This window comes from Wolbachia endosymbiont of Folsomia candida (genome assembly GCF_001931755.2).
Classification (GTDB): domain Bacteria; phylum Pseudomonadota; class Alphaproteobacteria; order Rickettsiales; family Anaplasmataceae; genus Wolbachia.
Map to the genome: position 1 here is coordinate 264,355 of NZ_CP015510.2, position 25,907 is coordinate 290,261.

Here is a 25,907-nt window from a genome sequence, read left to right on the forward strand (position 1 = left end):
TATCATCTCAAACAGTCTTTTAGCTCTTGCTAAGATCGCGTTATTTTAGTATCTTTAGCTAAAGAAATTATTTTATCCAATATGAAAAAAGCCTTTATTTTCACGTCTTTCATAGCGATTATATTAATAGTAATCACCTACTTGTATAAAAACAATGAAGTTACTGATTCACAAGTAGTTAACGTATATTCGTCGCGTAAAGAAGAGCTAGTCCGTACTTTATTTGATGAATTTACAAAAGATACAGGCATTAAAGTACGTTATATCATTGATGATTATTCACAGCTCCTTTCTCGCATCGAAAATGGTGGTGAAGCTGATTTATTTTTAACTGCAGATGCGGTAAACCTAATTTTAGCAAAAAAAAGGGGGCTTTTGGCTCAAGTAGATTCAGATGTTTTGAAAAGTGCTATACCTGCAAAGCTGAGGGATAGTGAAGATTACTGGTTTGGTCTCACAAAAAGAACCAGAATGTTGGTCTATAATAAGGAATTAGTAAATCCTGAAGATTTAAGTACTTATGAAGATTTGGCAGATCAAAAGTGGAAAGGAAAGATATTAGTACGCTCTTCCACAAGTCCATACAATAGATCATTGATTGCTTTTATGATTGCAAACAATGGCTTTGAAAAGACGAAAGAGTGGGTAAATGGAATTGTGAACAATATGGCAAGGAAGCCAAGTGGTGGAGATACTGACCAAATTTATGCAGTGGCTGCTGGTGAGGGTGAGATTGCAATAGTAAATAGTTACTACTTTGCAAGGGTTCTTTCATCAAGTGGTGAAAATAAAAAAAATGTTATAGACAAGCTCGGAGCTTTTTTTCCTAACCAGGGTAATAATGGTGTAATGGTGAACATTAGTGGTGCAGCAGTAACAAAAAATGCAAAAAACAGGGAAAATGCTGTAACATTACTAGAATTTTTAGTGAGTAAACAAGCTCAAGAGTTGTACGCTAAAAAGAATCAAGAATATCCTGTAATTGAAGGTATTGAAACTTCTGATATATTAAAATCTTGGGGAGATTATTTACAAAGTGGTTTACCACTTAGTGAGCTTGAAAAACATCTCTTTCAGGCTGTTATGATAGCAGATGAGTGTAAGTGGAAGTAGTATAAGGGGAGGTAGAAGCCTTTTACTTGCTATCTCTAACTATTTGGGCAATACGCCTATATAAATCATCTCCACTAGTGGCACAACTCCTTATGGATTATATAATAATTGGACAAAATATTCTAAATTTTCCATGGCAACTGGCGTAAATAAATACATAGATTTATTAAATATTTTACTTAAAATTTAATTTCTTATCATCTAAGAGATAGCGAGTAAGTAGTGCATTAATGGTTAAAGATTATACAAAGGGACATAGAAAGAGATTAAGAGAGAAAATTATCTTAGATAATGGACAATCGTTACGTGATTATGAGGTTTTAGAGCACATTTTGTATTCAGCATATAGTAGGATTGATGTTAAACCTATTGCAAAGGGCTTGATAGATAATTTTGGTAGTTTGAATAAAGTTTTTAATGCTGATCTGGAAGCACTGCAAGATGTTGATGGAGTCAATAATGCTGCAATATCTGCTATCTTTTGTGTAAAACAAGCCTTTGTTCGTTCTGCAAGAGATGAAGTGAAGAATCTACCAATAATTAACAATTGGAAAAAATTACTTGATTATTTAAGAATTAGTATAGGCAGTATCAATAAGGAAAATTTTCGTGTTATTTACATGAATAAAAAATATCGTTTAATCGCTGAGGATCTGCAAGATGTTGGTACAGTCGATCAAACACCCGTTTATATAAGAGAGATTATTAAGCGTGCTCTTTTGATTGGCTCAACATCCATTGTGATATCTCACAACCATCCAAGTGGGGATGTTCAGCCCTCAAATAGCGATATATTTCTAACTAAACAATTGGCAGAAGCTTGTCAAAGTATAGGAATAGAGTTAGTAGATCACATTATAATCGCATTTAATAACCACTTTAGCTTTAAGGAAAATAGGTTGTTATGAAAACTTTGAGTAGATTTCTTTATGCTGCAGCATTATACTACAGCCACGATGGGTAATTAGCTCAGTTGGTAGAGCACTTGCTCGACACGCAAGTGGTCACTGGTTCAAGTCCGGTATTACCCACGTTTTTATTTATAAAAAGATTTCATATGGCAGTAACACATAACGGCAAACATTCAGCAGCTGAGTCTAAACGCTTAATCTATTCCATAATAATAGTTGCAATAACTATGTTTATGGAAATAGCAGGTGGAATAATTTCACATTCACTTGCTTTATTATCAGATGCTGGGCACATGCTCACAGACCTATTTGCTTTAGTTTTGAGTTGGTTAGCACACAAATTTGCAGCTAAGAAATCTGATTTGCAGAGGTCATATGGATATCATCGATTACAGATAATTGCAGCATTTGTTAACGGTTTAACTTTATTCTTCATTGCAATAATTATTATAGTTGAGTCGATAAAGAGATTTATTTATCCAGTCAATGTTGAGTGGAAAGTAATGCTGATAATTGCAACTCTAGGGCTTATTTCTAATATAATAGTTTTTTTTATATTACATAGTAAATGTGAAAACAACATAAATATAAAAAGTGCTGTACTGCATGTGATAGGAGACATTTTAGGATCTGTAGCTGCCATACTTGCATCTATAATCATAATGTTTACCAACTGGCAAATAGTAGATCCTATTTTATCAGTATTTGTGAGTGTAATAATCTTAAATAGTGGCTATAAAATAATAAAGCATTCTTGCCATATTCTTCTTGAAGGTACACCTGAAGGTATATCAATTGAAGAAATAAAAAGTAAAATTACGTCCGAGCTGCCTGAGGTAATGGATGTACATCACATACATACATGGTCGCTGTCTGACAATTATTTTATAATAACTATGCACGCTAAAATAAAGCAAAATGCACAACACACTGATGTCCTATGTAACATAAAAAAAATACTACTGGAGAAATTCGAAATAGCGCATTCTACCGTTGAAATTGAATATGATGAATGTGCAGATGATAAAGTACTAAAACATTGACAATAACAGACCATTCTATTATTCTTAAATTGTAATAATGTTATGGGTGTAGGTTATGATAGGCATTTCTCAATTACAATTTCCTTCAAAGGATTCTAGTCGGCTAAAATTTGCTGGTTATTTTGCAACTTTTGTTTCGTTAAGCATTCTAGTAAATCCTATTGATCTTCTTTTCATGGCTGGCACTTTGTTTTTTAGATCCGAAATTAAAACTTTTCATATTTACAAAGAAATCAAAATTGCAAAAAAAGAAAAAATAACCAGGAAAGATTACTGGGAAATATTTTTTAAGGATAATATAATTAAGCTGATATCTTTTGCCCTGTTTTCAGCATTTATAACATACTTAACTTTTACAACCACTTTCCTACTAGTATCATTACTTGGAACAATACCACTCTCAATGATATTAATTCTATTGCAGAGTGAGTTAAGACCAAAAGATTTTAATCCGATTACATTATTTAAGGCTGCTATAAGTTTCTTTTTAGAAGGCATAAAAGAGAATTCACGAGGGCTGGTTAATAGCTTTGATGTTAAGCTCGAACATTTACTCCCTCACCAATTAAACGATGATATTATTAAAAATATTGATAAATTAAAAGACAAGTATGGTGAAAAAATACCTGAAGATGTAATTAATAGCCGTGAGTATATTCAATTCACCCAATATATAGACAATTCATATGAATTTAGTGGTGAAGATAAAAACAAAGTAAGTACATTTTTGAATGATTTTTGTAGTAATGACCAGAAGCATAGTTCTGGGTTGACAGGTGGGCAGGTTCTACTTTTTGTTTTAAGAGCTTGCAATGATGGAGAAAGAGAAGCAGTTAAGAGTAAAAAGGATGCATTAATTGCTAATTTAATTGATACTCAAGTATTCTCGAGAAAAGAACGAATTCCTAACACTTGTTTTACTGGCGTGATCTACAGGATGCTCAGTACCTTGGAGGGAATCCATCCTGATCCAGAAATTAGATTCACACCTCCAAGACAAATATTGCTTTCAGAAGCAGAAAGTGAAGTACGTTGGTTCATGTTAGACAAGTTAAAAGAAAAGAAAAACAACAAAGAAATCTTTAATGCTTGGTATAAAGTTCAAAATGGTCCTGATGATCGCAATAGCCAGAAAATAGTTGATGATTTTCTTTCAGAAGTAAGGATTCCTTTAATGAGAGAGTTGTTAAGTTTTAGTTCAGGTTATACTGAACAAATTGTACTGACATTAATGAGAAATATTGGTTCTATCAAATTAAATGTGTTAGAGGATTTTCTTCTTGATCATATAAGAGATAAGTTGGAACAACATGGCCTTGATAATCAAGAAAATTTATTAGACAAGGTTAAAGAAAAAGTTTTTTTAAAGTTGCGAAATAAAGGCCTGCTTAGCACACAATTTTTTGTGGGGATTTTTTCTCATGACGATGCTAAAAAAATAGCTGATACGATAATAAAAAAAGAAGTGGAAGAATTTAAGTTAAAAGCTGAAAAGGCTATTGAAGGTCAGATAATTAGCATGTTAGATAAGCTAAGAACGCTACAAAAAGAAAAAAAGTGCTATAGGGTATATGCAGAACTCAGTAAAAACAATGATAAGCAAAAAATAAAGAAAACTTTGCAAGAAAAGTTAGAAATAACAGAACTAGAAATAGATGAAATGTTAAAAAAAGAAGCTTCATATAAGTTAAAGTTAGAAGTTGAGGATATATATGATAGAAATAAAAATAATATAGAGCAGCTTTATGAAAAAATAAGAGAAACAAAAAATGAATTCATTGAAGATGGTCTTTTGACAACACAAGAAATAGATAAAATAGTAAAAGAAAGAATGATAACTTTGAATAATGAGGCAAGGATAATACCATCAAGCAATTTATCTCGTAGCTTGAGTGTTATTCATTTGGCAATGCATCACTTATAAAACTTATGTTCCTTACCATGCAAAAGGTTCACAATATTTCTGTGGTGTTTTAGAAAAACCAGTGCTCCTATAGTTAGTAATGTTAAGAACAAATCCACTTCAAAAAAGCATGAAGTTATCACGGATATTGCAGTAGCACTGAGCGAAGCAAGAGAAGAGTATCTAAAGGCAAGAAAGACTATTATCCAAGTTATTACGAATGCTGCAGTGATCTGAATATTAAGTGCTATCAACACTCCTAGAGTGGTTGCAACTCCTTTGCCTCCTTTAAATTTTAGCCATATAGGAAACATGTGCCCAAAAACTGCTAAAATTGCACAGAGATACACATCAAAACCATCATCAAGAAATTGCTGCGCTATATAAACTGCAATGAATCCTTTTAAGGAATCGAGCAATAATGCTAAAGCAGCAAGAGATTTATTTCCTGTCCTTAAGACATTTGTAGCTCCAATATTTCCTGAACCTATTTTTCTTAAATCTATACCTTGAGCTTTTGTAATAATTAAACTAAACGGTATTGAACCGAGTATGTAGGATAGTATAAGAACTATATACCTCTCCATCATCCCAGTATCCAAATGGTGTCATTCGAGTAGCGGACACTGGAACCCATGCTTTTTTCTTTCTGGATCCTATGGTCAAGCCATAGGATGACAATACCCAAAACATCGCTGTCATCCGAGTACCCCCAAGGTGTCATCCCAGTGCGTGACACTGGGATCCAGCGAACTTTGTTCGCAAGCGAATCTAGAGGATAAATATAAAATTTTACATTAAAACATAATACTATAGCGGAACTACATGCAAAATAGATCCCAGTGTCACGCACTGGGATGACAGGAAATGAGCACTGGAATGACACCATTAGTTGTGCAAGCTGCCTTAAAATACAACATTCGTACAATTGTGTGTCAGTTATTGGGATGACAGGAAGATTGTACTTGGATGACAATAGCCAAAACATTGCCACATCTCTTGTCATGAAAGTAGCTCCAAGGGTGTCATTCGAATAGCCCTTCCTGTCATCCCAGTGCGTGACACTGGGATCCAGCGAACTTGCTTGCAAGTGAGCACAATGAATAACGAAAAGTATAAAAGTTCTTGTGTCAAGATACAGTATTGTGATGAAATTATATGAAAGACTGGATCCCAGTGTCACGCACTGGGATGACAAAAAACGAGCACTTGGATGACAAGAAGATTGTACTAGGAAGAGTTTTGCTGTAACAAGAAGATAGTACTGAAATGACACCTGTTGCTGTACCTTCATACACCAAAATTTAATTAATTTTATTATTTTTCAGTCTTTTCAAATAGCATTGAACTTCATCATTGATCTGGTTGCTAAACAGTATAAGTGCTGTCATGTTGATCAAAGCTAAACAAGAAAATAGAGTTCCACCAATATTGGAAATAGTCATGATATCTTTAGATAAGCCAGAGAAAAATGCTACAATTACAACCAATATACGGTATATTATTATACTTTTTGCACCAAATAGGTACAGCCATCCCATTTCACAACAATACACAAACGAAATTACCGAAGAAAATGCAAACAAAGGTGCTGCTACTGTCAAAAGTATAGGAAACCATGGAGAAACTGTCTCAAATGCTTTTTGAGTGATTAATATCCCTTCGCCAACACCTGTTTGGTATGCACCTGTTATTACTATTGTTATTCCCGTTAAACAGCAAATTAACATTGTGTCAAAACACGGCTCTATCATCGCAACAAGCCCAGTTCTTACTGGTTCTTCATCTTTAGTTGTTGCATGAGTAATTGCAGCAGAACCAACACCAGCTTCACTTGCAAAAACTGCTCTTTGAATTCCAGCAACAAATGCTCCTACCATTCCTCCGCCAACAGCATTAAAATCTATCATGCTGGAAAATAATATCTTAAATGTGTGACCAAGGTTGTGGATATTAAACCCAATGATAACAAGGCAACTACATATATATATGAGTGACATAATAGGAACTAATGCAGAAGATACTCTCGCTATTCTCTGAATTCCGCCGATAATTACCAAGCCAAGCAGTGCAGAGATTATAGAAGAAAGAAACCAAGGATGACCGTCTACCCAATCTGAATAACCAGATAATATTGAAACCATTTGATTAGTTTGAAACGCTACACTTCCTCCAAGACCTGATAACACAAAAAATACTGCATATGTTGCAGCTAGAAAAATGCCAAGTTTTTTAAAGCCAAACTCTTCTAAACCATTCCTTATGTACTGAAAAGGTCCACTAAATAATTGGTCCTGATCTTCTGTTCTGTGTCTAAATGCCAATGTTACTTCAGCAAATTTTGCTGACATACCAAAAAAACCTGTAATCATCATCCAAGGCACCGCTCCAGGTCCACCCATTGAAACTGCAATTGCAACACCTGCAACAGTTCCAAGGCCTACAGTACTTGAAAGTGCAGTTATAAATGCCTGAAAATGTGTGATGTGGCCATCATGGTGATCTGTATCGTACTTTCCGAAAAGAATAGCAAATGCGTGCTTAAACATTCTTATGTTAAGAAACTTAAAGCGTAAGGTTAAAAATATATAGCCAAAGGATAGTAAAAGAAGTATGAACGGTATATAAAAGATTTTGAAAAACAGCACTTCATTCATAAAGGTGCTTATTCCATTCAGTACAGTATCATAACTTTCATAAAAACCTGAACCATACGCATCATTAAACAATAGGCAAAATAATGCCATACAAAGTAATCTATAAATCATTTTTACTACCTTTTGGAACTGTAATAAGAATCTATCGTATTTAAAACTTCTCTTCTCAGCAGATATATTGCAATAGTGTTTGGGATCATAAGACACATAAATAATGTATCACCCAAATAAGATATAAATTCCACATTTTTTGACATACAACTCACATATACTGAGATTACTATAAAAACTTGGAACAATATCAGCAGTACTTTTTTATTACCAAATAAATACAGTAAAGCAACTTCAGAGTAGTAACAATAAGCGATTATTGTGGAAAATGCAAATGAAAACATTATAAGAGGAAAGACCGACTTGCTGAACAAGGGCAAAGCTGTTGAAAATATCGAACTAATTAATGTGATATCACCAATATTATCAACGTTGTGGATACCTGTAATGATTATCACAATACCAGTTAAAAATGAGATTAATATTGTATCTATAAATGGTGCAATCATCGCAACACACCCAACTTTGATTGGATCTACTTCTTTAACAGTTGAATGTGCTATCGCTGCTGTTCCAGTACCTGCTTCATTAGCAAACACTGATCTTCTCACTCCCGCTATTAAACCACTGAATACCCCTCCTCCTACGGCTGATTTACTGAAAATATCTTGAAATATTATAGATAAAGCATTGAGTAGATTGCTTTTGTTCACGTAGATTAGATACACACACATACCTATATATAACATTATCATAATAGGTGCTAAACTCGTTGCCACAAAAGCAATGCGTTTTATTCCTCCAAGTATCACGACTAAAACAAGCAGAGATATTATAATAGATACGTTATAACCAAAGAGGTTATCTGACAATGCTGCCATTTGATTCGCTTGAAATGGTATTCCACCAAATATCATTGCGATAATAAGCATAATCGCATAGGCGAATGCAAGAAATTTGCCAGTTTTTGGAAATCCAATTTTTGCAAGCCCGTCTTTCATGTAATAAAAAGCCCCGCCAGTTGTGTTGTCAGAGCGATGAGTAAATGCAAGCACCACTTCAGCGAACTTTATTGACATACCAAGCATTCCAGTAATTATCATCCAAAAAATTGCACTTGGTCCCCCTATTGTAATAGCAATTGCAACTCCTGATATCGTTCCAAGCCCTACTGTTCCTGAAATTACTGTTGCAAATGCTTGAATATGAGTGATTATACCTTTGTTATCACTATTACATTTCATGTTAAATAGTGTTTGTATTCCGTATTTAAATAATCTGAAATTAATGAATTTAAACTGAACTGTGCAAAAAATCCCGGTTGCAATTACCCAAATAATTATAAATGGAATGTTAAATATCTTTATACATAGAAGTGAGTTTAATAGTTCACTTATTTTTACAATCATACAGCTTGAATATTGAGAGAATACAGTGATATATAGCCTATTTACCGCTATAATACAATCAGATTGAATATCTGAATAAGATTGATACTTAAAGGCTTCTAAAATTATTTATTTGCTTTTACATACTGTTAATACTAAATTAACTTGACTTACCAGTAGTTATTGATATAATGTAAGCAAAGTATGTGGACCCTGTGGTAATTGGGTTTAGCACATTCTAAAAACTTAACTCAACTTAATTTATTATCTTATAGTCACATTTTAGGTGAGCAAGAATCAATTAAAATTTTTGGAGGAGTATGGCAACAATTAATGATGATGTTTTGACAAGCGAAAAGATTACGGCTAAGCGCGAATCAACAAAGAAAAACGAACAAATTTCCGATAACGATATGATAAAACAAGTAACACATGAAGATAATGAAAAAAATATCAAAACATTAGATTTAAGTGATTTAAAAGCAAGAACAGTAGAAGAATTATTACAATTGACTGAAGAAAGAAAAGTTTCAGCTAATGGAAAGAGTAACGGCAGAATGCTGAAACAGGAAATGATATTCAGCTTGATGAAGAAAATGAGCGAGGAAGGAGGCATTACTACAGGAAGTGGAGTGGTAGAAATATTGCCTGATGGTTTTGGTTTTTTACGCTCAGCAAGCGCAAATTATGCTCCCAGTGCTGATGATGTTTATGTTTCCAATGGACAAATAAAGAAATTTAATTTACGCACAGGAGATATAGTCTGCGGAGAATTAAGGCCACCTGGTGATAAAGAAAGATATTTTACTTTGACTAAGGTTGAAAGTATTAATTCTGCTGAGGTGAGTGAGTTAAGGAAGTACGTTCATTTTGATAATTTGCGTCCTGTTTATCCTGAAAAAAGATTAATCCTTGAAAACAATAGCAGCGATGATAATAGAAAAGATATAAACATGCGTGCTATAGACATAGTTGCGCCTCTTGGTCTAGGACAAAGAGCATTAATAGTTGCTCCACCTCGTACTGGGAAAACAATGTTACTCCAGCAAATAGCTACTTCTATATCTGCAAATCACCCTGAAATAGAATTAATAGTATTACTAATAGATGAAAGACCTGAAGAAGTTACAGATATGATGCGTTCTGTGAGAGGCGAGGTAGTGAGCTCTACATTTGATGAACCTGCTTATCGCCATGTACAACTTGCTGAAATGGTAATAGAAAAAGCTAAAAGAATGGTTGAGCATAAAAAAGATGTGGTCATCTTACTCGACTCTATAACTCGTCTTGCACGTGCTTATAATGCAGTTATTCCTTCATCTGGAAAAGTGTTAACTGGTGGTGTAGACTCAAATGCGCTACAAAGACCAAAACGTTTTTTTGGAGCAGCCCGCAATATAGAAAATGGCGGTTCTTTAACAATCATTGCTACAGCTTTGGTAGACACTGGTTCAAAAATGGATGAGGTTATTTTTGAAGAATTTAAAGGTACAGGAAATGCTGAGATCATTCTTGATAGAAAACTTGCTGATAAACGAATATTTCCAGCTATTGACATTACGAGATCTGGAACTAGAAAGGAAGAATTATTGATTGAGAAAGCTATACTCAATAAAATATGGGTGTTACGTAGAATACTTAACCCTATGGGATCTATTGAAGCAATGGAGTTTTTACGTGATAAATTGCTTTTAACAAAGAGTAATGCTGACTTTTTTAACTCTATGAATAATTAGCGAACCGGAAGAGATGTAGCTTTTATTTGGCATTAGTAAGATTTATGCTATAGATACTATCGTAAGCTGTACGAATGTTGTATTTTAAATCGACCTGCACAACTAATGGTGTCATCCAAGTATACTCCTCCTGTCATCCCAGTGCGTGACAGGCTTTGTTGCATAGCTAGTTGGCATCAGGTAGTATATGATAAGTTCATGAGGCTACCTGAAATTTAGCCATACCTATATCAGTAAATTTATTCAGCAAATAGCACTTGAGTAGCAGTTCCTTCTCACGATTAACCTCAGATTTATTCCTAAAACTAAACCCAAATATTTGCTTTAATCGCGAAAAGAATGCTTCTATGTAGGATCTTTTTCCATATCCTACCTCCTTTTTCCATTGCTTTATTTTCTCTATTGTATCTCCATCAAACGATCTTATTAACCTAACTGCAGTATTTCTTTGGGCCATATAATCCAAATTCTGATGCTCTACTGCATCAATTTTTGGTGGTATTTTCGTTTTTATTCTAAGCTTGTAACATTGCTGATAAATCATGGCTCTGTCATATGCACCATCTGCATATAACGTTTCTATTTTACCATAATCATTTTTCATCAGCTTACTAGCTGCCCAGTGGTCAGGATAATATAGTTCAGTGTATTTTAAATCCATAACTTTTTTGCTGCTTATATCTAACATTACATGCATTTTTCTTGCTTGTTCTCTCCCTCTGTATTGTCTCACTTCATTATTTTTTTTGTTATGGCCAGCAGTAGTGTTATAGATGCCAATACCAGTGCTATCTATAGCAATTTCAATATTTTCCATATTATTTTTATCAACCCTGTTGTCATTAATCTTAATATTCAGTTTTTTAAATCTTCTTGAGGCCTGTGAATAGCTGATGACTTGTAGGCTTTTTCCTATTTGCTCGAGGTATCCTTTTATAAATCCTACCGTTTGCCTCAGGCCAATCCTAAATAGATAAGTTATTATATGAACTAAAATCACAACTTTATCGGTGTAAATATTATTGCCACCTGCTACTTTTGGTCTATTTTCGTGCCAATTTTCAATGGCGTCGTTGATGTAATGAAAAATATTTCCCCTTTCTTGAAGAAATTTGTTATATTCACTTTGGTTACTGACTTTCATTTTGACTGGCATATTTTTCCTTTGGCGGTTAAATGGCCATTTTATAATGAATTTAGTCAGTAACTTCCAGCTTTTTTCTCCCTAGCTATGCAACAAAGCCTGCGTGACACTGGGATCTAGGTTTTATGGGAAATTACACTATTTATATACTTGCAATGGAAAATCGATTTAGTTGCAAGAAAAAACTAAGATTGGTATAATTTACATTACGAAATTACTAAGTGAGATCCAAGTGTCTGGGTACTGGGATGACAGGAAGGGGCGACTTGGATAAACGGAAAGAGGATACTGGGATGAGAACAGAATGATCTTGAAGTACGACGTTCGTACAGATGTGGATCAAGTTATAGGATGATAGAGAAAATGGCCCAGCCTAACTACACAAAAGCATCGTTGCAAGCCCAAGAAATATTAAAGCTGAAAGGATGTCAGTTGTTGCTGATGTTAGAATTGAAGAAGAAACTGCAGGATCAGACTTTAAACGATGGAGCATTATGGGAATAAAAGCACCGATAAATGTTGCAATAATTGACATCATAATCATTGAAACAACAAAGATCATCTCTACTTTGAAGTTGTGAAACCTTATTGCTAACACTACCAATGAAATTGTAGATAACATTACTCCATTTATAAGGCCTATTAAAAATTCTTTTACGAGTATTCTTTTTGCATTCTGCTCAGTTAAATATTTTGTTGCGAGTGCCCTGATAGTTAGCGTTACTGTTTGAGATCCTGCATTTCCACTCATTGATGCGATTATCGGCATGATTATTGGTAGCACTATGAACCTTTCTATTACGTTATCGAAAAAACCAACCACTATAGAGCATATTGTTGCAGCTAAGAGATTAAACAATAACCAAGGTAGTCTTTTCATTATAGTTTTATGTATAGGTGCATTTATATCAGCTTTAGCCGATACACCGCTTATTTTTAGCACATCTTCTTCTGTTTCTTGTTGAACGACTTTTATTACATCTTCAATTAAGATTACACCGATAATTTTCCCATGCTTGTTTACTACCGGAGCTGATAACAGAGAGTAATCTTGAAACACTCTTGCTACTTCCTCCTGGTCTACACCAGTTTTTATGATTTTTATATCACGGTCCATTATTTCCTCTATTATGGTTTCCCCTGAATTGGATATCACTTTATTTAAGTTAACGCTGCCTATCGGCTCCAATTTTGAATTAATAATAAAAATTTGGTAAAAATTTTCTGGTATTTTTTTATAGTTGCGCAAAAACTCCATCAACTGATTTATTGTCCAATAATATGGAGCTATAACCATATCTTTATGTATCAGCCTTCCCGCACTTTCTTCTGGATATGATAGCAATTCTTCTACTGATTTTTTTGTTTGATCTGGCAGATAGCTGAGTATATTTTCTAAGTGCTTGCTATCTAAGTCTTTTACTATGGTTACTATGTCTTCTATATCTAAAAGCATCAGTAAATGTGCAGTATTTTCTGCTCCTAATGTTTCTATTATTTTTATCTGTAAGTCTGGTACAACATGCACTAGAGCATCACTTAACAAATAGTGATCAAGGACATTTACTAATTCTTCCCTATGGTCATTAATTGCCGTTGATAGAAAATAAGCTAGCTGAACACTATCTATAGTTTTTATAATCTCATTAACCTTTTCTAGATCTCGGTTGTCAATTGACTCTATCAGGTCTTTAACAACCTTTTGATCTAAATCGTAGTGAAAATTTGTTTCAACATTCATTATTTTACCTTGCTTTTTAATAAATATACATGCTTGATTCCTTCGATCATTAGAGTATAATGAAGTTGTTTTGAATTAACTACTATATGGTTAAATTTCTATTTTGTTTGCTGTTATTATTGGTGATAGTAAACATATTAAAATCTAAAGCATAATGAAAACTTATTCAGAAATCCTTGAACACTTTCAGAGCTTAAGTAAAAGTGTTTCTCTTGTCAGGAGGTGTCTTTGACATAGAAAAATTAAAGCTGCGTCTTGAAGAGTTGAACTCACAAGCGTCGAATGATGACCTATGGCAAGATAATCAAAAAGCACAAAAAATTTTAAAAGAACGTTCTAAAATTAAAAATGATGTAGAGTCGTTTTTAGAGCTAGAAAGTAATTACAATGACGCCATTGATTTAATGAAATCTGCTATTGACGAAAATGATGAAGAGTTTTTTTCTGAAGTTGAAAACGAGCTTACAAAGCTAGAGAAACTAATCAAGTATAAAGAAACAGAGTCATTATTTTCTGGTGAAGCGGATAACAATGATTGTTTTTTGGAAATTCACTCAGGAGCTGGTGGAACAGAGAGCAATGATTGGGCTGAAATGCTTATGCGAATGTATGTAAGATGGGCAGAGATTTATCACAATTTTAAGGTTGAAATTGTAGAAAAATTAGATGGTGATGCAGTTGGTATAAAGTCTGCAACAATAAAAATTATTGGAGAAAAAGCTTATGGATGGGCAAAAAGTGAAAGTGGTATTCACAGGCTTGTTAGAATATCACCATTTGATGCAAATAGTAAACGTCATACAAGTTTTGCAAGTGTAGGTGTGACTCCAGTGATTGAAGATTCAATTAGCATTGTTGTGGACGAGAAAGATTTAAAGGTCGATACTTATCGTGCTTCTGGTGCTGGTGGACAGCATGTGAACAAAACTGAAAGTGCAGTACGCATTACACATATTTCAACAGGAGTTGTAGTGCAATGTCAAAATGATCGTTCTCAACATAAAAACAAAGATGAGGCACTAAAATTACTAAAAGGACGTTTGTACCAGATTGAATTGGAAAAGAAAGAACAAAAAATGGCGGAAGAATATGGAAAAAAATGCGATATAGGTTGGGGTAATCAAATTAGATCATACGTTGTGCATCCATATCAAATGGTGAAGGATTTAAGAGCTGGGTATGAAGTAGGCAATATAAATTCTGTTTTTGATGGCAACATAGACTGTTTTATAATCAGCGTATTAACTAAATAACTATTAGATCTCTTGCATAACTCGATTTCTGAAGGCAATTTTGTCGTTAAAGCTTGTCTGCGCTCCTCAAATACATCCGAGTATTCTGCGGTGCTCGTCTGCACTTCTCCTAAAAATTTCTCATCAGAAATCGAGTTCTGCAAGAGATCTGTTGCCTACAAGGCTTAAGGTTATGTTTTTTCTTTGATTGGTAATACTAAAATTCCTTTAGCAATATCATCGTAAATCTCTACTAAATTTTGACTTAAAATTGAAGGATCTCCACAGTCACAGGCTTGGCATATTTGTGGGTCTATAGGAATGCTGCCTAAGAGTGTTATGCCTAGCTCCTCAGACATCTTTTTTGCACCGTCTTTTCCAAAAATGTATATTTTTGAGCTGTTTTGGATAAAATAACTCATATTTTCCACAATGCCAATAACTGGCACACTGAGCTTTGTAAACATATCGTAGATTTTACGTGCATCAATTAAAGCAAGTTCCTGTGGTGTTGAAACTATTATTGCTCCAGTTAAGTGAAAATTTTCCATCAGGCTTAAATGTACATCTCCGGTTCCAGGCGGTGTGTCAATTATCAAATATTCTATATCAGGCCATTTTGTTCCCATTAGCAAATTGTGAAGTGCTTTTGTGATCATAGGTCCGCGCCATATTGCTGCACGGTCTTTATCGATGAAATAGCCAATTGAAATAGTATGAAGTCCATACTTTTCTATAGGTATGACTTTACCACCTAATACCTCTGGCTTTAATTCTTCAGCACCAAGCATTTTAGGAATTGAAGGACCATATATATCCGCATCCAGCAGTGCAACTTTATGCTTTAATCTTGCGAGTGAAAGAGCGAGATTTAGTGCAACTGTGGATTTGCCCACGCCACCTTTGCCAGAGGCAACAACAATTATATTTTTAACTCCTTCGATATGTAATTTAGCTTTTTGTTGTTTTGGAGTAGTAGCACTAGTTGCAACTACTGTCACCTTTGTTGCACCTGGTATATCTTTAACAGCTTGCTCACAATTTTTTCTTAACTCTTCGTTTTCTTTTGTGTTACCGTCAATTTCAAGAGCAAAACTAACGTGTCCTTCCTTAATAATAATTGAAGATACTATGCCAAGGGCAATAACATCCTTGCTGCTTTTTTGCTCTATAACTTTTTTTAAATGATCTTTTATAATCTCCTCATTAATCATTAGATGCTTCTCAAAACTATGCGTACTGTTTTATGTAACCATTCCCTTGTCATTACAGTAGCCTTTCACCTGTCATTCCAGTGCGTGACACTGGAATCCATGATTTTAGGCTTGTATTTTTCAAACGAGATCCCAGTGTCACGCACTGGGATGACAAGAAGAGTAGGGCACTGGGATGACAAGATAAAGAAACTAACAACTTTAATCATTTAATAATCTATGTATAATCTAAAAAACTCAATTAATACATTATGAAGGTAATAATAGGCAATGCTAGTAAAGAATTAGGGGAATTAATAGCTAATAAGCTGAGCGTTCAATCATCTGAGTCTCATATATCAAAGTTTGCTGATGGTGAGATAAACGTTGAAGTGGGGAGTGACCTCTATAATAAAGAAGTGTGTATAATACAATCTATTTCTCCTCCTGTGAATGATAGTCTTATAGAGCTTCTCCTTACAATTGATGCAGCAAAAAGAGCTGGAGCTAAGAGGATAACGACAATTATTCCTTATTATGGATATAGCAGGCAAGACAGGACTATCAAAAACGGTAAGATGCAGTCAGCTCTCAGTGCTAAGCTTGTTGCAAACCTTATTCAAACTGCAGGTGTGAATAGTGTTGCAGTCGTTGACTTACATTCAAGTCAAACTGAGGGCTTTTTTAATGTGCCAATAGCTAATTTAAACTGTTTTGAGATATTTACTAAATCTATAGTACATAAAGAAAACTTAGCAATCATTGCACCAGACGTTGGAGCAATTGGCAGAGCGCGTGCTTTTGCAAAGACTTTAGAAGAAAAATATAACATAGAGTTAAGTGATAAGATCGTTGTAGTTGATAAATATAGAGAGAAAGCAGGTACATCTCAAGTGATGAATATAATAGGAGAAGTGGCAGACAAAAATTGCGTGATTGTTGATGATATAGTTGATTCTGGTGGAACTTTATGCAATGCCGCACTTGCACTTAAAAACAATGGAGCAAATTCTGTAATTGCTTGTATTACACATGGGGTGCTTTCAGGCACTGCAGTTGACAAAATCTCTTCTTCTGCTTTAGATAAATTGATCATCACAGATACCATACTTCCAAAATTTGAAAAAACTGATAAGATAGAAGTTGTTTCAGTTGCAAATATTTTAGCTAACTTTATGTTAGAGACCCAAGGAGGTGAAGATGCCCACTAAATCGACAGAAGATATAATTACTTCGCTAATAGAATTTGTAAATAAAAGAAAAATAACAATTACCGAAGAAGAAATGCGTAAAATTGCCCGGCTTGTAAGGATTAAGCTATCAAATGATGAAATTGAACACTATTCTAAAGAGCTAACAATGCTGGATTGGATACACGATATTTTGCTGCAAGTTAACACTGAAGGTGTGTCTCCTATACGCTACGGTAGCATTGATAAGGATGTTCATGTACGTGACGACGTTGTTAATTCTCAAAACATTAAAGAGGAGATATTATCTAACACAAAGCCTGAGCATGGATATTTTGTAGTGCCAAAAGCTATAAACGACTGAATTTGATATTTAATAAATTTCTATGTAACAACGCCATCCAGAATTGTGGTTAAAAGTGTATTATACTAAAGTACGGGTACATACATAATTACATAAATCTAAATTATTTTAGTATACATTGAATTTATATATATCTCAGATATACTTTGGATGAAAGATTTTAATAAAATCAGTTTTTTATCTAAGATAAACGCAGTGAGCTTTTTTGATATCAATAGCATTAGAATAATTGGTAGGTATTTCATCAATTTCTTGTCGAGGCTTGGTAGCGCATTCATATTTTTTATTCAATCTCTATACCATTGCTTTGTGCCGCCATATTATTTTAGCAACGTGGCAAGGCAAATTATAGAGATAGGTTTTTTCTCTTTGCCAATTGTTGGGCTGACTGGGGTATTTATAGGAGCAGTAATAGTTTTACAAAGTAGCTTGAGTGGCATGCTAATTAATCAAGAACAAGTTGTGCCGAAAATTGTTACGATTACAATCATAAAGGAATTGGGTCCAGTGTTAATTAGTTTGATAATGGTAGGGAAGGTTGGGTCATCAATTGCAGCAGAAATTGGCACAATGCGCATTACCGAGCAAATAGATGCTCTTACAACCTTGAGTATCAACCCTTTTAAATATTTAATTGCGCCAAGAATTTTAGCGTCAGTGATAATGTTTCCTATACTTACGGTGTGTGCAGATCTAATCGGGATATTTGGAGGTTATATCACCGCTGTTTTTGAATTTCACCATAATTTAAACATATATATCAAATATACAGCTCAGTTTTTTAATATGTATGATTTTATAACCGGATTAGTCAAAGCAACTGTATTTGGAGCTATCATTTCCATCACAAGCTGCTATTACGGCTATCACTGCCTGGAAGGTGCTCGAGGAGTTGGTGTTGCTACAACATCAACTGTTGTTGTATCATCTATATTAATCATTTTAACAAATTATATGCTTACTTTGATCTATGCATAGCCCAATAATATCAATATCAAATTTAAACTTGTCTTTTAATGATAAAACAATATTAAACGACCTGAGTTTTGATATATTAAAAGGGGAATCATTAGTTATACTTGGTGGCTCAGGAAGCGGTAAATCCGTACTAACAAAAATAATTATCGGCTTACTGGCACCAGATTCAGGATCTATAAAAATAGATAGCAAAAAGAAAAATAGATTTGGTGTTTTATTTCAAAATTCTGCTTTATTTGATTATGCTACAGTGTGGGAAAATATATCTTTTAATTATAAAAAACGCTTTAATATTAGCAAAAAAGAGGCAAAGCTGCTGGCAATCGAAAAGCTGAGCGACGTTGGATTGGAAGAAAATATAGCAGACATGTTTCCAATAGAATTATCAGGTGGTATGAAGAAAAGGGTAGCGCTTGCAAGAGCAATAGCACACAATCCAGAAATTATTATTCTGGATGAACCAACTTCAGGGCTGGATCCAATTATGTCAGATATAGTAAATGAGATAATAATAAAACTGTCTAACGATCTTAATCCTACAATCATCACAATCACACATGATATTCATAGCGCATTTAAAATAGCTGATAAAATAGCTGTATTATATGAGGGAGACATCATCTTTCATGGAAATGTTCAGGAAATACATAGCACTAATAACGAATACATACAAAAATTCATTCGCTATATGCGAACATATGGTACTTCCAAAAGCAAATGATAAATATATAGTGTGAATTAAGCCTTTTTACCAATTACAACAACATTTTCACTAGGAAAAAAATAATCAGGTACATCCATATTTCTTGGTGCAGGTCCACCAATCACTCGACCTGACGTGTCGTAATATGAGCCATGGCAAGGACAAAACCAGCCATTACCATCTTTTGTATCATGGTCAACCGGCACACATCCAAGATGTGTACATATTCCAATCATAATTAACCATTCATCCTTTCCTTCATATACCCTTTCCTCATCCGGTTGAGGGTCACGTAAATTCTTTACATCAACAGCCCTTGCAGCTTCAATCTCTTGTCTTGTACGTTTACGAATAAACACGGGCTTGCCTTGCCACTTTACCTTTACTCCATGTCCTTCTTGAATTCCAGATAAATTAACTTCTACCGAGGACATTGCTAAAACTTCAGCAGAAGGATTCATGGACTTAACCAATGGCCAAAGTCCACTTGCAGCTCCTATTCCAGCCATGGCGCATGTAGTTAATGTTATAAAATCTCTCTTGCTTTCATCTTTTATAATAGGCACCTTTGTTGTATCTTTTTTTTTGCCTACCGTTGTTTTTTTTAACTTTTTGTCCATTTATCGTCTGCTTAGCTATAATCATATATTTTAGTTTAAATACTATATATTAATCAACAAAAACTTGTATAGATAATCTAAACTTGTCTTTCCGCTCTGCTATTGTATGGAATATAAAGCAATTCCCATTTTTACCTGATTTATCATTGACCATTTGCTAAATTAAGTGTTAAACTTCCTTAAACGAATTAATATTTAAATGTCAGATAATATAGTATCAGTATCAATCACAAAGGAATTAGAGGATTCTTATCTTTCCTACGCGATGAGTGTGATCATCAGCCGCGCTATACCTGATGTGCGTGATGGTTTTAAGCCAGTTCATAGACGTATATTGTATGCAATGTCAAGGGCAGGGTACGATGCTGGTAAGCCGTATAAAAAAGCAGCACGTATAGTTGGTGACGTGATGGGGAAATATCACCCGCATGGTGATGCAGCTATTTACGACTCTTTGGTGAGGATGGCTCAAGATTTCTCACTTCTTTTACCGCTTATTGATGGGCAAGGTAACTTTGGTTCTATAGATGGTGATCCGCCAGCTTCGATGCGTTATACAGAAGCAAGGCTTCAGAGAGTGTCACACTTTTTACTCAATGATATTGATGAGGATACTGTTGATTTTAGGCCAAACTATGATGGGCATGAAACTGAGCCGGTTGTTCTGCCTGCAGAATTTCCAAACTTATTGGTCAATGGTGCAAGTGGTGTTGCAGTTGGTATGGCAACTAATATTCCTTCTCACAATCTTGGGGAAATAATTGATGCTTGTATTTTATATATAGATAATTCGGAAGTTACTCTGGATGAATTGCTTGAAGTGATACCAGGGCCAGACTTTCCAACAGGTGGAACGATTCTTGGAAGGTCAGGAATAAGGTCAGCGTTTGCGACAGGTCGAGGTTCAATTGTTGTACAAGGCAAAACTCATATGGAAGACTTGCCGCAAGATAGGCAAGCAATTGTTATTGACGAAATCCCGTATCAAGTAAATAAAGTTAGGTTGATAGAGAAAATAGGCGAACTTGTAAAAGAAAAAAGAATTGATGGCATAACAGAAATCAGGGATGAATCTGACAAGTCAGGTATTAGAGTAGTAATTGATCTCAGAAGAAACGCTGCAGCAGATTTCATATTAAATCAAATATTGGGGCTCACTCCATTAAAAAGTAGCTTTAGTGTTAATACTTTAGTGCTTAATAATAATAGACCTGCTTTGATGTCACTAAAGGAAATCATAGTAGCTTTTGTTGACTTTAGAAAAGAAGTATTAATCAGAAGAACAGAGTTTAGACTTAGAAAAACACGAGAGAAAGCTCATATATATATAGGGCTTTATATTGCAGTTTTAAGCATAGATGAAGTTATTAAGATAATCCGTGGCTCAAAAGATCCGGCGGAAGCATGTAAGGAACTCTTAAACAAAGAATGGAAAACTTCAAATGAAATCAACACTATTATTGAGTTGATTTCTGATAGCGCAAGCTTTTTGAAAGGTGGAGTGTATAGATTAACTGAGCTACAAGTTAAGGCTATTCTTGATATGAAACTACAGCGTTTAACTGGCCTTGAAAAGGAAAAATTAGAAGCTGAGCTCAAAACAATGGTTGACTTAATCAAAGAATACATCGAGTTCCTTGGCTCAGAAGAAAGATTGATGAAAGAAATAAAAAACAATTTACAAGAAATAAAGAATAGATTTGCTGTAGCAAGAAAAACTACAATAGAAGAGTCAGATACAGACATTGAAGCAGAAGATTTGATACCACAAGAGGACATGGTGATCACCGTAACCATGAATGGTTATATTAAGCGCGTTAAGCTTTCTCATTATAGAACTCAGCGTCGTGGTGGAAAAGGAAAGCTAGGGCAGGGGTTGAAAGAAGAAGACGTAATCACAAAGTTATTTGTGACAAATACTCATACTAGCGTTTTATTCTTTTCTAATATTGGTCGAGTTTATAGATTAAAAGTCTATAAATTACCTCTTGCAGAACCAACTGCACGTGGAAGAGCGCTTGTTAACATTTTTCCGCTTAGCGAATGTGAGACAATCACTAACATCATGCCGCTACCAAGTGAGAATGACGAAAATCAAAATATAGTTTTTGCTACTGCCCATGGAAATATAAGACGTAATTCTTTAACGGATTTTCACTACATTCCAAGCAATGGGAAAATAGCAATTAAGCTTGATGAGGGAGATAAATTAATATCAGTTAAAGTCTGTGATGAAATCGATCATGTTTTACTTTCAACAAGACTTGGAAAAAGTATAAGATTTGTTGCGAGTGATGTTCGCCAATTTAAGAGTAGAAATTCAGATGGTGTAAGAGGTATTAGGCTTGCAAAGTCCGATAGCGTAATTTCAATGACGATGCTGAATGGGATAGAAATTACTACAGAAGTAAAAGAACTTTACCTAAAAACACCACTTGAGAAAAGATTAGAAACTGCAAGTAGTAATTCTATCAATCCTAAATTAGAGAAAGCCTTAAGTAATTTAGGAATAGAGAACGAGTTGTTCTTAAAGCTAGCTGTGAATGAAGAGTTCATATTAACCATTACTGAAAATGGCTTTGGTAAAAGAACTTCAGCATATGAGTACAGAATAACTAACAGAGGTGGTGTTGGTATTACAAATATTCTAACTACCAATAGGAATGGTAATGTTGTTGCCAGTTTCCCGGTTGAGCAAGGTGATAATATCATGCTTATCACAGATAAAGGGAAATTGATCCGCATTTCAGTCAATGATATCAGAATTGCAGGGCGCAGCACTCAAGGGGTTACTTTATTTAAAACAGAACATGGTGAAAAAGTAGTGTCAGTTGCAAAAGTCGAAGATCCTGATTCGACCGAAGAAAATATTTCTGATGTTGGGGATGCTATTCAAGATTGAGGTTTGTAATAAAAAACTATTTAATAGCATTTATTTGATCTAACGCTCGTTGTAAAATGATGCATGCGGCAATTTTATCATCTATTTTCTTTGATTTTGTGATTGATATACCTGTGATTTTTAGCGCATGAGTTGCCATAGCCGTGGAAAAACTTTCGTCTTGTAAATATATATTTACTTTATATTTTTTTATTATTTTATTTGCAAAGTCAATTATGGCTCTGCACCACTCATTTTCTTGTCCGCTTCCTTCAAGTGGTATCCCTATTATTATTGATCCAGCTTCGTTTTCTTTGAGTATTCTGTTCAGGTAACCAAGATCTTTGGTCATATTTTTTCTGTGATACACGCTATGAGCAGTAGCTATGAGTTGTGTTTTGTCACTAAATGCTATACCCATTTGCTTTCCCCCCATATCAAGGGACATTATGCGTTTATCTTTGGGAATGCATTTTAGAAATTCGTCTATATCTCTATGTAGCATTTATTGGATTTCCTTTAGAGTCAGAATGAACGACATAAGTTGAGGCAAGGTGTCATTCCAGTAACCTTCTACTGTCATCACAGTGTGTGACACACAACTGTACGAACATTGTAAATTTGAAGGCAAAAATGCGAAAAATGGTGTCATTCAAGTGCGTGACACTGGAATCCAGTCCTTAATTGCTGTGCTAGCAAACAAGTAGAAGGTTGATGGATAGATAACAACAAAAATAGCTGATTTCATATTAAAACACAGTATTTTTGGTGAAGTTGTACTGCAAAATGGATCCCAGTGTCACGCACTGGGATGACAGGAAGAGGATGCTGGGATGACACCGGTAATTGATGTTTAACAATCAATACTATCGCTTTACGGGATGTTTGTGCAGCTGTGTGCGTGACACTGGGATCAGTGTGTTTCATTGCTATAACCTTCACAAATTGAGCTCGCTTTTTCTCATTTCTTTCTTTATACTCATATGTCTTTTGTGACTTGAAAGCCAATTATTTACTATTGGTAAACTTGCTACTAGCAGTATTAAAATTAATAAAAATGATATCCTAGTCATAAAACCTGCTTTAAAACCTACAAACAATATATCATGAGTTAACTTCAATTAAACTAAAATTTTCTCTTATGTCTAATGCTAACTATAATATAAATAAATTAATGTTTATATGTTAATATTAACCATATCAAAATATCTATTTATACATGCTAAGGTTGTGCTTCACATTTATTACACTATTTGCCTTGACTATTGCACACAGTTCCTTTGCTTGTGCTGAGGGTTTTAATTCATGTAGTTCACACAAAGATTACAAAACTTACGTGGGTGTTTTTTATGATAAAATATTGTCTGTCGATATAAGAAAAATGAAATCAGCACAGGAAGTGGAAAATGTAGAAAGGAATATAGAAGATTTCTTTTTTTTTGGTGGATTAGCTATGGGTTATTATAGCGAGGATGCTAGAGTGGAATTTGAATTGATCAATTCTAGAGTTAAGGGAGACATTAAGAATAGAGAAGACATTAGTGTCTACACAGGAATGATAAATCTTTATTATGATCACTATAACCAAAATACTTCTTTTGCTCCATATGCTGGTGTTGGTATAGGATTTGGAATTAGATTATCAGAAGACACCACCACTATGATGTATGGCATTCCTTTCCCACTTCCAATTCTATCTTACCAAGGAAAGCTAGGCATCAGTTATAATTTCACACCACAAATAGGAGTTTCTGTAGGATACCGTCTTTTTTATGGATTTGCTGCTCCAGGAGAAATTTTCAGAAATAACATAGGAGTAGGATTTAGTTACGCTTTTTAAGCGTAATAAGCATGGTAATTTTTATGGTTAAGTACTACATTAAAAAACCGATATTGTATACTTTACAAAAAGCTACAGATATATTTTCCACATACAAGCGCTTTATTATTGTATTACTTATTTTTATGTCGACAGAAACTTGTACAGGTAAGTGTTCAGATTTAAGTGTAAGCCATACAACAAGTGAAAAAAGCAACTTCCATGCTGCAATACATTACGACATAGTAGTTGATAATCGTGCAACAACTTTAAGTAACGTTATCACCGATATATTTGCTGGTACGCAAGGAAGTGAAGGCGAAAATCTAGATTTCAGTTTCGCTGGTAGTGCTGCTATAGGCTATTCTATAGGCAATGTGAAACTTGAATGCGGGCTAGTTTTTTTCAGAATAATGAAAGAAAATATAAAAGGAGGAAGTATAAAAAAAATTAGATTATCTACTCGTATAGGTGTGATAAATGCTCTGTACAATTATAATATTTCAGATACACCACTTTCTCTTTATGTTGGTATCGGCGCAGGGTTTGGAATGATGGAATCTGAAAGTACATTTGACATCACAGATAAATTAGGTATTACCGCTGCTCAACAAGGAAAATTCGGTTTCAGCTACAGCTTTACACCAAAAGTAAATGCTTTTTTTGGTTATAGCAAAATCAGGATTATCACAATAAACCGTGACTTGGCAATTAATGTTGTTGATACATTTTCATATAATAGAAGAAGTAACATAGAAATCGGAATAAGCTATAACTTCTAATACTCTTAACGTTAGACCTCTTGCATAACTATTTAATGAGAAACCAACAGCCGACCCACGGTGTCATTCCAGCGCGTGACACAGAACTGTAAGAACATTGCAACTTTAAGACAAAAGTGCAAGAGAAATGGTGTCATTCCAGTGCGTGACACTGGAATCCAGCGAACTTGCTTGCAAGTGAGCATAATGGATAACGGAAAGGATAAAAGTTTTTATACTAAGATACAGTATGTTAATGGAATTGTACTGCAAGATGGATCCCAGTGTCACGCACTGGGATGACAGGAGGAGGGCTATTCGTATGGCATCAGTAGTTGATATTTAATACACGTCTTATTGCTTTACGGGATGTTCGTACAGTTGTGCGCGTGACACTGGCATGACAAACAAGTGTACACTGTGATGACAGGCAATGGTGCATTCGGATGACATAGAGGGTTGAGCTGGGATGGCAAGAA

Annotated in this window: 25 protein-coding genes and 1 tRNA gene; 14 read left to right on the top strand and 12 right to left on the bottom strand. The window is 34.5% G+C overall.

The features are described from left to right. Nucleotides 1-81: 81 nt before the first annotated feature. The 5 genes from ASM33_RS01260 (at nucleotide 82) to ASM33_RS01280 (ending at nucleotide 4,991) form a co-directional block, all read left to right on the top strand. A complete protein-coding gene (locus ASM33_RS01260; protein ID WP_110409389.1) occupies nucleotides 82-1,113 on the top strand; it encodes an extracellular solute-binding protein in 1,032 nt (343 codons plus the stop codon). 230 nt (nucleotides 1,114-1,343) lie between these two features. Next, nucleotides 1,344-2,021, top strand: coding sequence for a RadC family protein (radC, locus tag ASM33_RS01265; RefSeq protein ID WP_110409388.1), 678 nt, complete (start codon nucleotides 1,344-1,346; stop codon nucleotides 2,019-2,021). 50 nt (nucleotides 2,022-2,071) lie between these two features. After that, a tRNA-Val gene (locus ASM33_RS01270) sits at nucleotides 2,072-2,144 on the top strand. 26 nt (nucleotides 2,145-2,170) lie between these two features. Then, nucleotides 2,171-3,067: a cation diffusion facilitator family transporter gene (locus ASM33_RS01275; RefSeq protein WP_110409387.1), complete on the top strand. Its 897-nt coding sequence runs from the start codon at nucleotides 2,171-2,173 to the stop codon at nucleotides 3,065-3,067. Between the two features lie 55 nt (nucleotides 3,068-3,122). Next, complete coding sequence (locus ASM33_RS01280; protein WP_110409386.1) at nucleotides 3,123-4,991, top strand: hypothetical protein; 1,869 nt, start codon at nucleotides 3,123-3,125, stop codon at nucleotides 4,989-4,991. Here the strand turns inward: ASM33_RS01280 and plsY are convergent. Genes plsY through ASM33_RS01300 form a run of 4 tightly spaced genes read right to left on the bottom strand, consistent with a single transcriptional unit; the run spans nucleotide 4,982 to nucleotide 9,087 of the window. Beyond that, nucleotides 4,982-5,557, bottom strand: a complete 576-nt coding sequence (gene plsY, locus ASM33_RS01285) for a glycerol-3-phosphate 1-O-acyltransferase PlsY (RefSeq protein ID WP_110410530.1) — start codon at nucleotides 5,555-5,557, stop codon at nucleotides 4,982-4,984. The genes ASM33_RS01280 and plsY overlap by 10 nt on opposite strands. After that, a complete protein-coding gene (locus ASM33_RS08285; RefSeq protein ID WP_157956351.1) occupies nucleotides 5,557-6,264 on the bottom strand; it encodes a hypothetical protein in 708 nt (235 codons plus the stop codon). Before ASM33_RS08285 ends, plsY begins: the two co-directional genes overlap by 1 nt. Before the next feature lie 10 nt (nucleotides 6,265-6,274). Next, the gene (locus ASM33_RS01295) at nucleotides 6,275-7,738 is read right to left on the bottom strand and encodes an alanine/glycine:cation symporter family protein (RefSeq protein ID WP_110409384.1); all 1,464 of its coding nucleotides are present in this window, start codon (nucleotides 7,736-7,738) and stop codon (nucleotides 6,275-6,277) included. 5 nt (nucleotides 7,739-7,743) lie between these two features. Beyond that, the gene (locus tag ASM33_RS01300; RefSeq protein WP_110409383.1) at nucleotides 7,744-9,087 is read right to left on the bottom strand and encodes an alanine/glycine:cation symporter family protein; all 1,344 of its coding nucleotides are present in this window, start codon (nucleotides 9,085-9,087) and stop codon (nucleotides 7,744-7,746) included. A 299-nt stretch (nucleotides 9,088-9,386) separates the two neighbouring features. On the opposite strand from ASM33_RS01300, the gene rho reads away from it, so the two are divergent. Then, nucleotides 9,387-10,802 (top strand): transcription termination factor Rho, encoded by a 1,416-nt coding sequence (rho, locus tag ASM33_RS01305; protein ID WP_110409382.1) that lies wholly within the window; start codon nucleotides 9,387-9,389, stop codon nucleotides 10,800-10,802. Nucleotides 10,803-10,998: 196 nt separating this feature from the next. On the opposite strand, the gene ASM33_RS01310 is transcribed toward rho, so the two are convergent. Together ASM33_RS01310 and mgtE are read right to left on the bottom strand one after the other, a co-directional pair. Further along, nucleotides 10,999-11,958: an IS5 family transposase gene (locus tag ASM33_RS01310; RefSeq protein WP_110409214.1), complete on the bottom strand. Its 960-nt coding sequence runs from the start codon at nucleotides 11,956-11,958 to the stop codon at nucleotides 10,999-11,001. A gap of 361 nt (nucleotides 11,959-12,319) precedes the next feature. After that, a complete protein-coding gene (mgtE, locus tag ASM33_RS01315; protein ID WP_110409381.1) occupies nucleotides 12,320-13,687 on the bottom strand; it encodes a magnesium transporter in 1,368 nt (455 codons plus the stop codon). Nucleotides 13,688-13,841: 154 nt separating this feature from the next. On the opposite strand from mgtE, the gene prfB reads away from it, so the two are divergent. Continuing rightward, a protein-coding gene (gene prfB, locus ASM33_RS01320) for a peptide chain release factor 2 (RefSeq protein ID WP_179947424.1) occupies nucleotides 13,842-14,940 on the top strand; the annotation gives its coding sequence in 2 pieces (ribosomal slippage) (nucleotides 13,842-13,916 and nucleotides 13,918-14,940; 1,098 coding nt in all). Between the two features lie 170 nt (nucleotides 14,941-15,110). Here the strand turns inward: prfB and ASM33_RS01330 are convergent. Next, nucleotides 15,111-16,133: an Mrp/NBP35 family ATP-binding protein gene (locus ASM33_RS01330; protein WP_110409378.1), complete on the bottom strand. Its 1,023-nt coding sequence runs from the start codon at nucleotides 16,131-16,133 to the stop codon at nucleotides 15,111-15,113. Between the two features lie 65 nt (nucleotides 16,134-16,198). Next, entirely contained in the window at nucleotides 16,199-16,342 is a 144-nt protein-coding gene (locus tag ASM33_RS08290; protein WP_157956352.1) for a hypothetical protein, read from the bottom strand. Between the two features lie 42 nt (nucleotides 16,343-16,384). On the opposite strand from ASM33_RS08290, the gene ASM33_RS01335 reads away from it, so the two are divergent. The 4 genes from ASM33_RS01335 to ASM33_RS01350 all read left to right on the top strand — a co-directional run bounded on the left by ASM33_RS01335 (nucleotide 16,385) and on the right by ASM33_RS01350 (nucleotide 19,365). Next, nucleotides 16,385-17,323 (top strand): ribose-phosphate diphosphokinase, encoded by a 939-nt coding sequence (locus ASM33_RS01335; RefSeq protein WP_110409377.1) that lies wholly within the window; start codon nucleotides 16,385-16,387, stop codon nucleotides 17,321-17,323. Next, the gene (locus ASM33_RS01340; protein ID WP_110409376.1) at nucleotides 17,313-17,666 is read left to right on the top strand and encodes an Asp-tRNA(Asn)/Glu-tRNA(Gln) amidotransferase subunit GatC; all 354 of its coding nucleotides are present in this window, start codon (nucleotides 17,313-17,315) and stop codon (nucleotides 17,664-17,666) included. Before ASM33_RS01335 ends, ASM33_RS01340 begins: the two co-directional genes overlap by 11 nt. A gap of 195 nt (nucleotides 17,667-17,861) precedes the next feature. Continuing rightward, a complete protein-coding gene (locus ASM33_RS01345; RefSeq protein WP_110410529.1) occupies nucleotides 17,862-18,644 on the top strand; it encodes an MlaE family ABC transporter permease in 783 nt (260 codons plus the stop codon). Further along, on the top strand, nucleotides 18,637-19,365 hold the full coding sequence (locus ASM33_RS01350) for an ABC transporter ATP-binding protein (protein WP_110409375.1): 729 nt from the start codon (nucleotides 18,637-18,639) through the stop codon (nucleotides 19,363-19,365). Before ASM33_RS01345 ends, ASM33_RS01350 begins: the two co-directional genes overlap by 8 nt. 17 nt (nucleotides 19,366-19,382) lie before the next feature. Here ASM33_RS01350 and petA read toward each other — a convergent pair whose 3' ends face one another. Beyond that, nucleotides 19,383-19,967: a ubiquinol-cytochrome c reductase iron-sulfur subunit gene (gene petA / locus ASM33_RS01355; protein WP_110409374.1), complete on the bottom strand. Its 585-nt coding sequence runs from the start codon at nucleotides 19,965-19,967 to the stop codon at nucleotides 19,383-19,385. A 199-nt stretch (nucleotides 19,968-20,166) separates the two neighbouring features. On the opposite strand from petA, the gene gyrA reads away from it, so the two are divergent. Beyond that, nucleotides 20,167-22,869: a DNA topoisomerase (ATP-hydrolyzing) subunit A gene (gene gyrA, locus ASM33_RS01360; RefSeq protein ID WP_110409373.1), complete on the top strand. Its 2,703-nt coding sequence runs from the start codon at nucleotides 20,167-20,169 to the stop codon at nucleotides 22,867-22,869. 16 nt (nucleotides 22,870-22,885) lie between these two features. Here gyrA and ruvX read toward each other — a convergent pair whose 3' ends face one another. Together ruvX and ASM33_RS01370 are read right to left on the bottom strand one after the other, a co-directional pair. Next, on the bottom strand, nucleotides 22,886-23,353 hold the full coding sequence (ruvX, locus tag ASM33_RS01365) for a Holliday junction resolvase RuvX (protein ID WP_110409372.1): 468 nt from the start codon (nucleotides 23,351-23,353) through the stop codon (nucleotides 22,886-22,888). A 239-nt stretch (nucleotides 23,354-23,592) separates the two neighbouring features. Continuing rightward, nucleotides 23,593-23,775 carry a hypothetical protein gene (locus ASM33_RS01370; protein WP_112477191.1) on the bottom strand — a complete coding sequence of 61 codons (183 nt, stop codon included), beginning with the start codon at nucleotides 23,773-23,775 and terminating at the stop codon, nucleotides 23,593-23,595. Nucleotides 23,776-24,229: 454 nt separating this feature from the next. On the opposite strand from ASM33_RS01370, the gene ASM33_RS01380 reads away from it, so the two are divergent. Further along, nucleotides 24,230-24,688, top strand: a complete 459-nt coding sequence (locus tag ASM33_RS01380) for a P44/Msp2 family outer membrane protein (protein ID WP_157956353.1) — start codon at nucleotides 24,230-24,232, stop codon at nucleotides 24,686-24,688. 125 nt (nucleotides 24,689-24,813) lie between these two features. Further along, nucleotides 24,814-25,449: a P44/Msp2 family outer membrane protein gene (locus ASM33_RS01385; RefSeq protein WP_157956354.1), complete on the top strand. Its 636-nt coding sequence runs from the start codon at nucleotides 24,814-24,816 to the stop codon at nucleotides 25,447-25,449. Nucleotides 25,450-25,481: 32 nt separating this feature from the next. Here ASM33_RS01385 and ASM33_RS08455 read toward each other — a convergent pair whose 3' ends face one another. Then, nucleotides 25,482-25,634 (bottom strand): hypothetical protein, encoded by a 153-nt coding sequence (locus ASM33_RS08455; RefSeq protein WP_162297597.1) that lies wholly within the window; start codon nucleotides 25,632-25,634, stop codon nucleotides 25,482-25,484. Nucleotides 25,635-25,907: the final 273 nt, after the last annotated feature.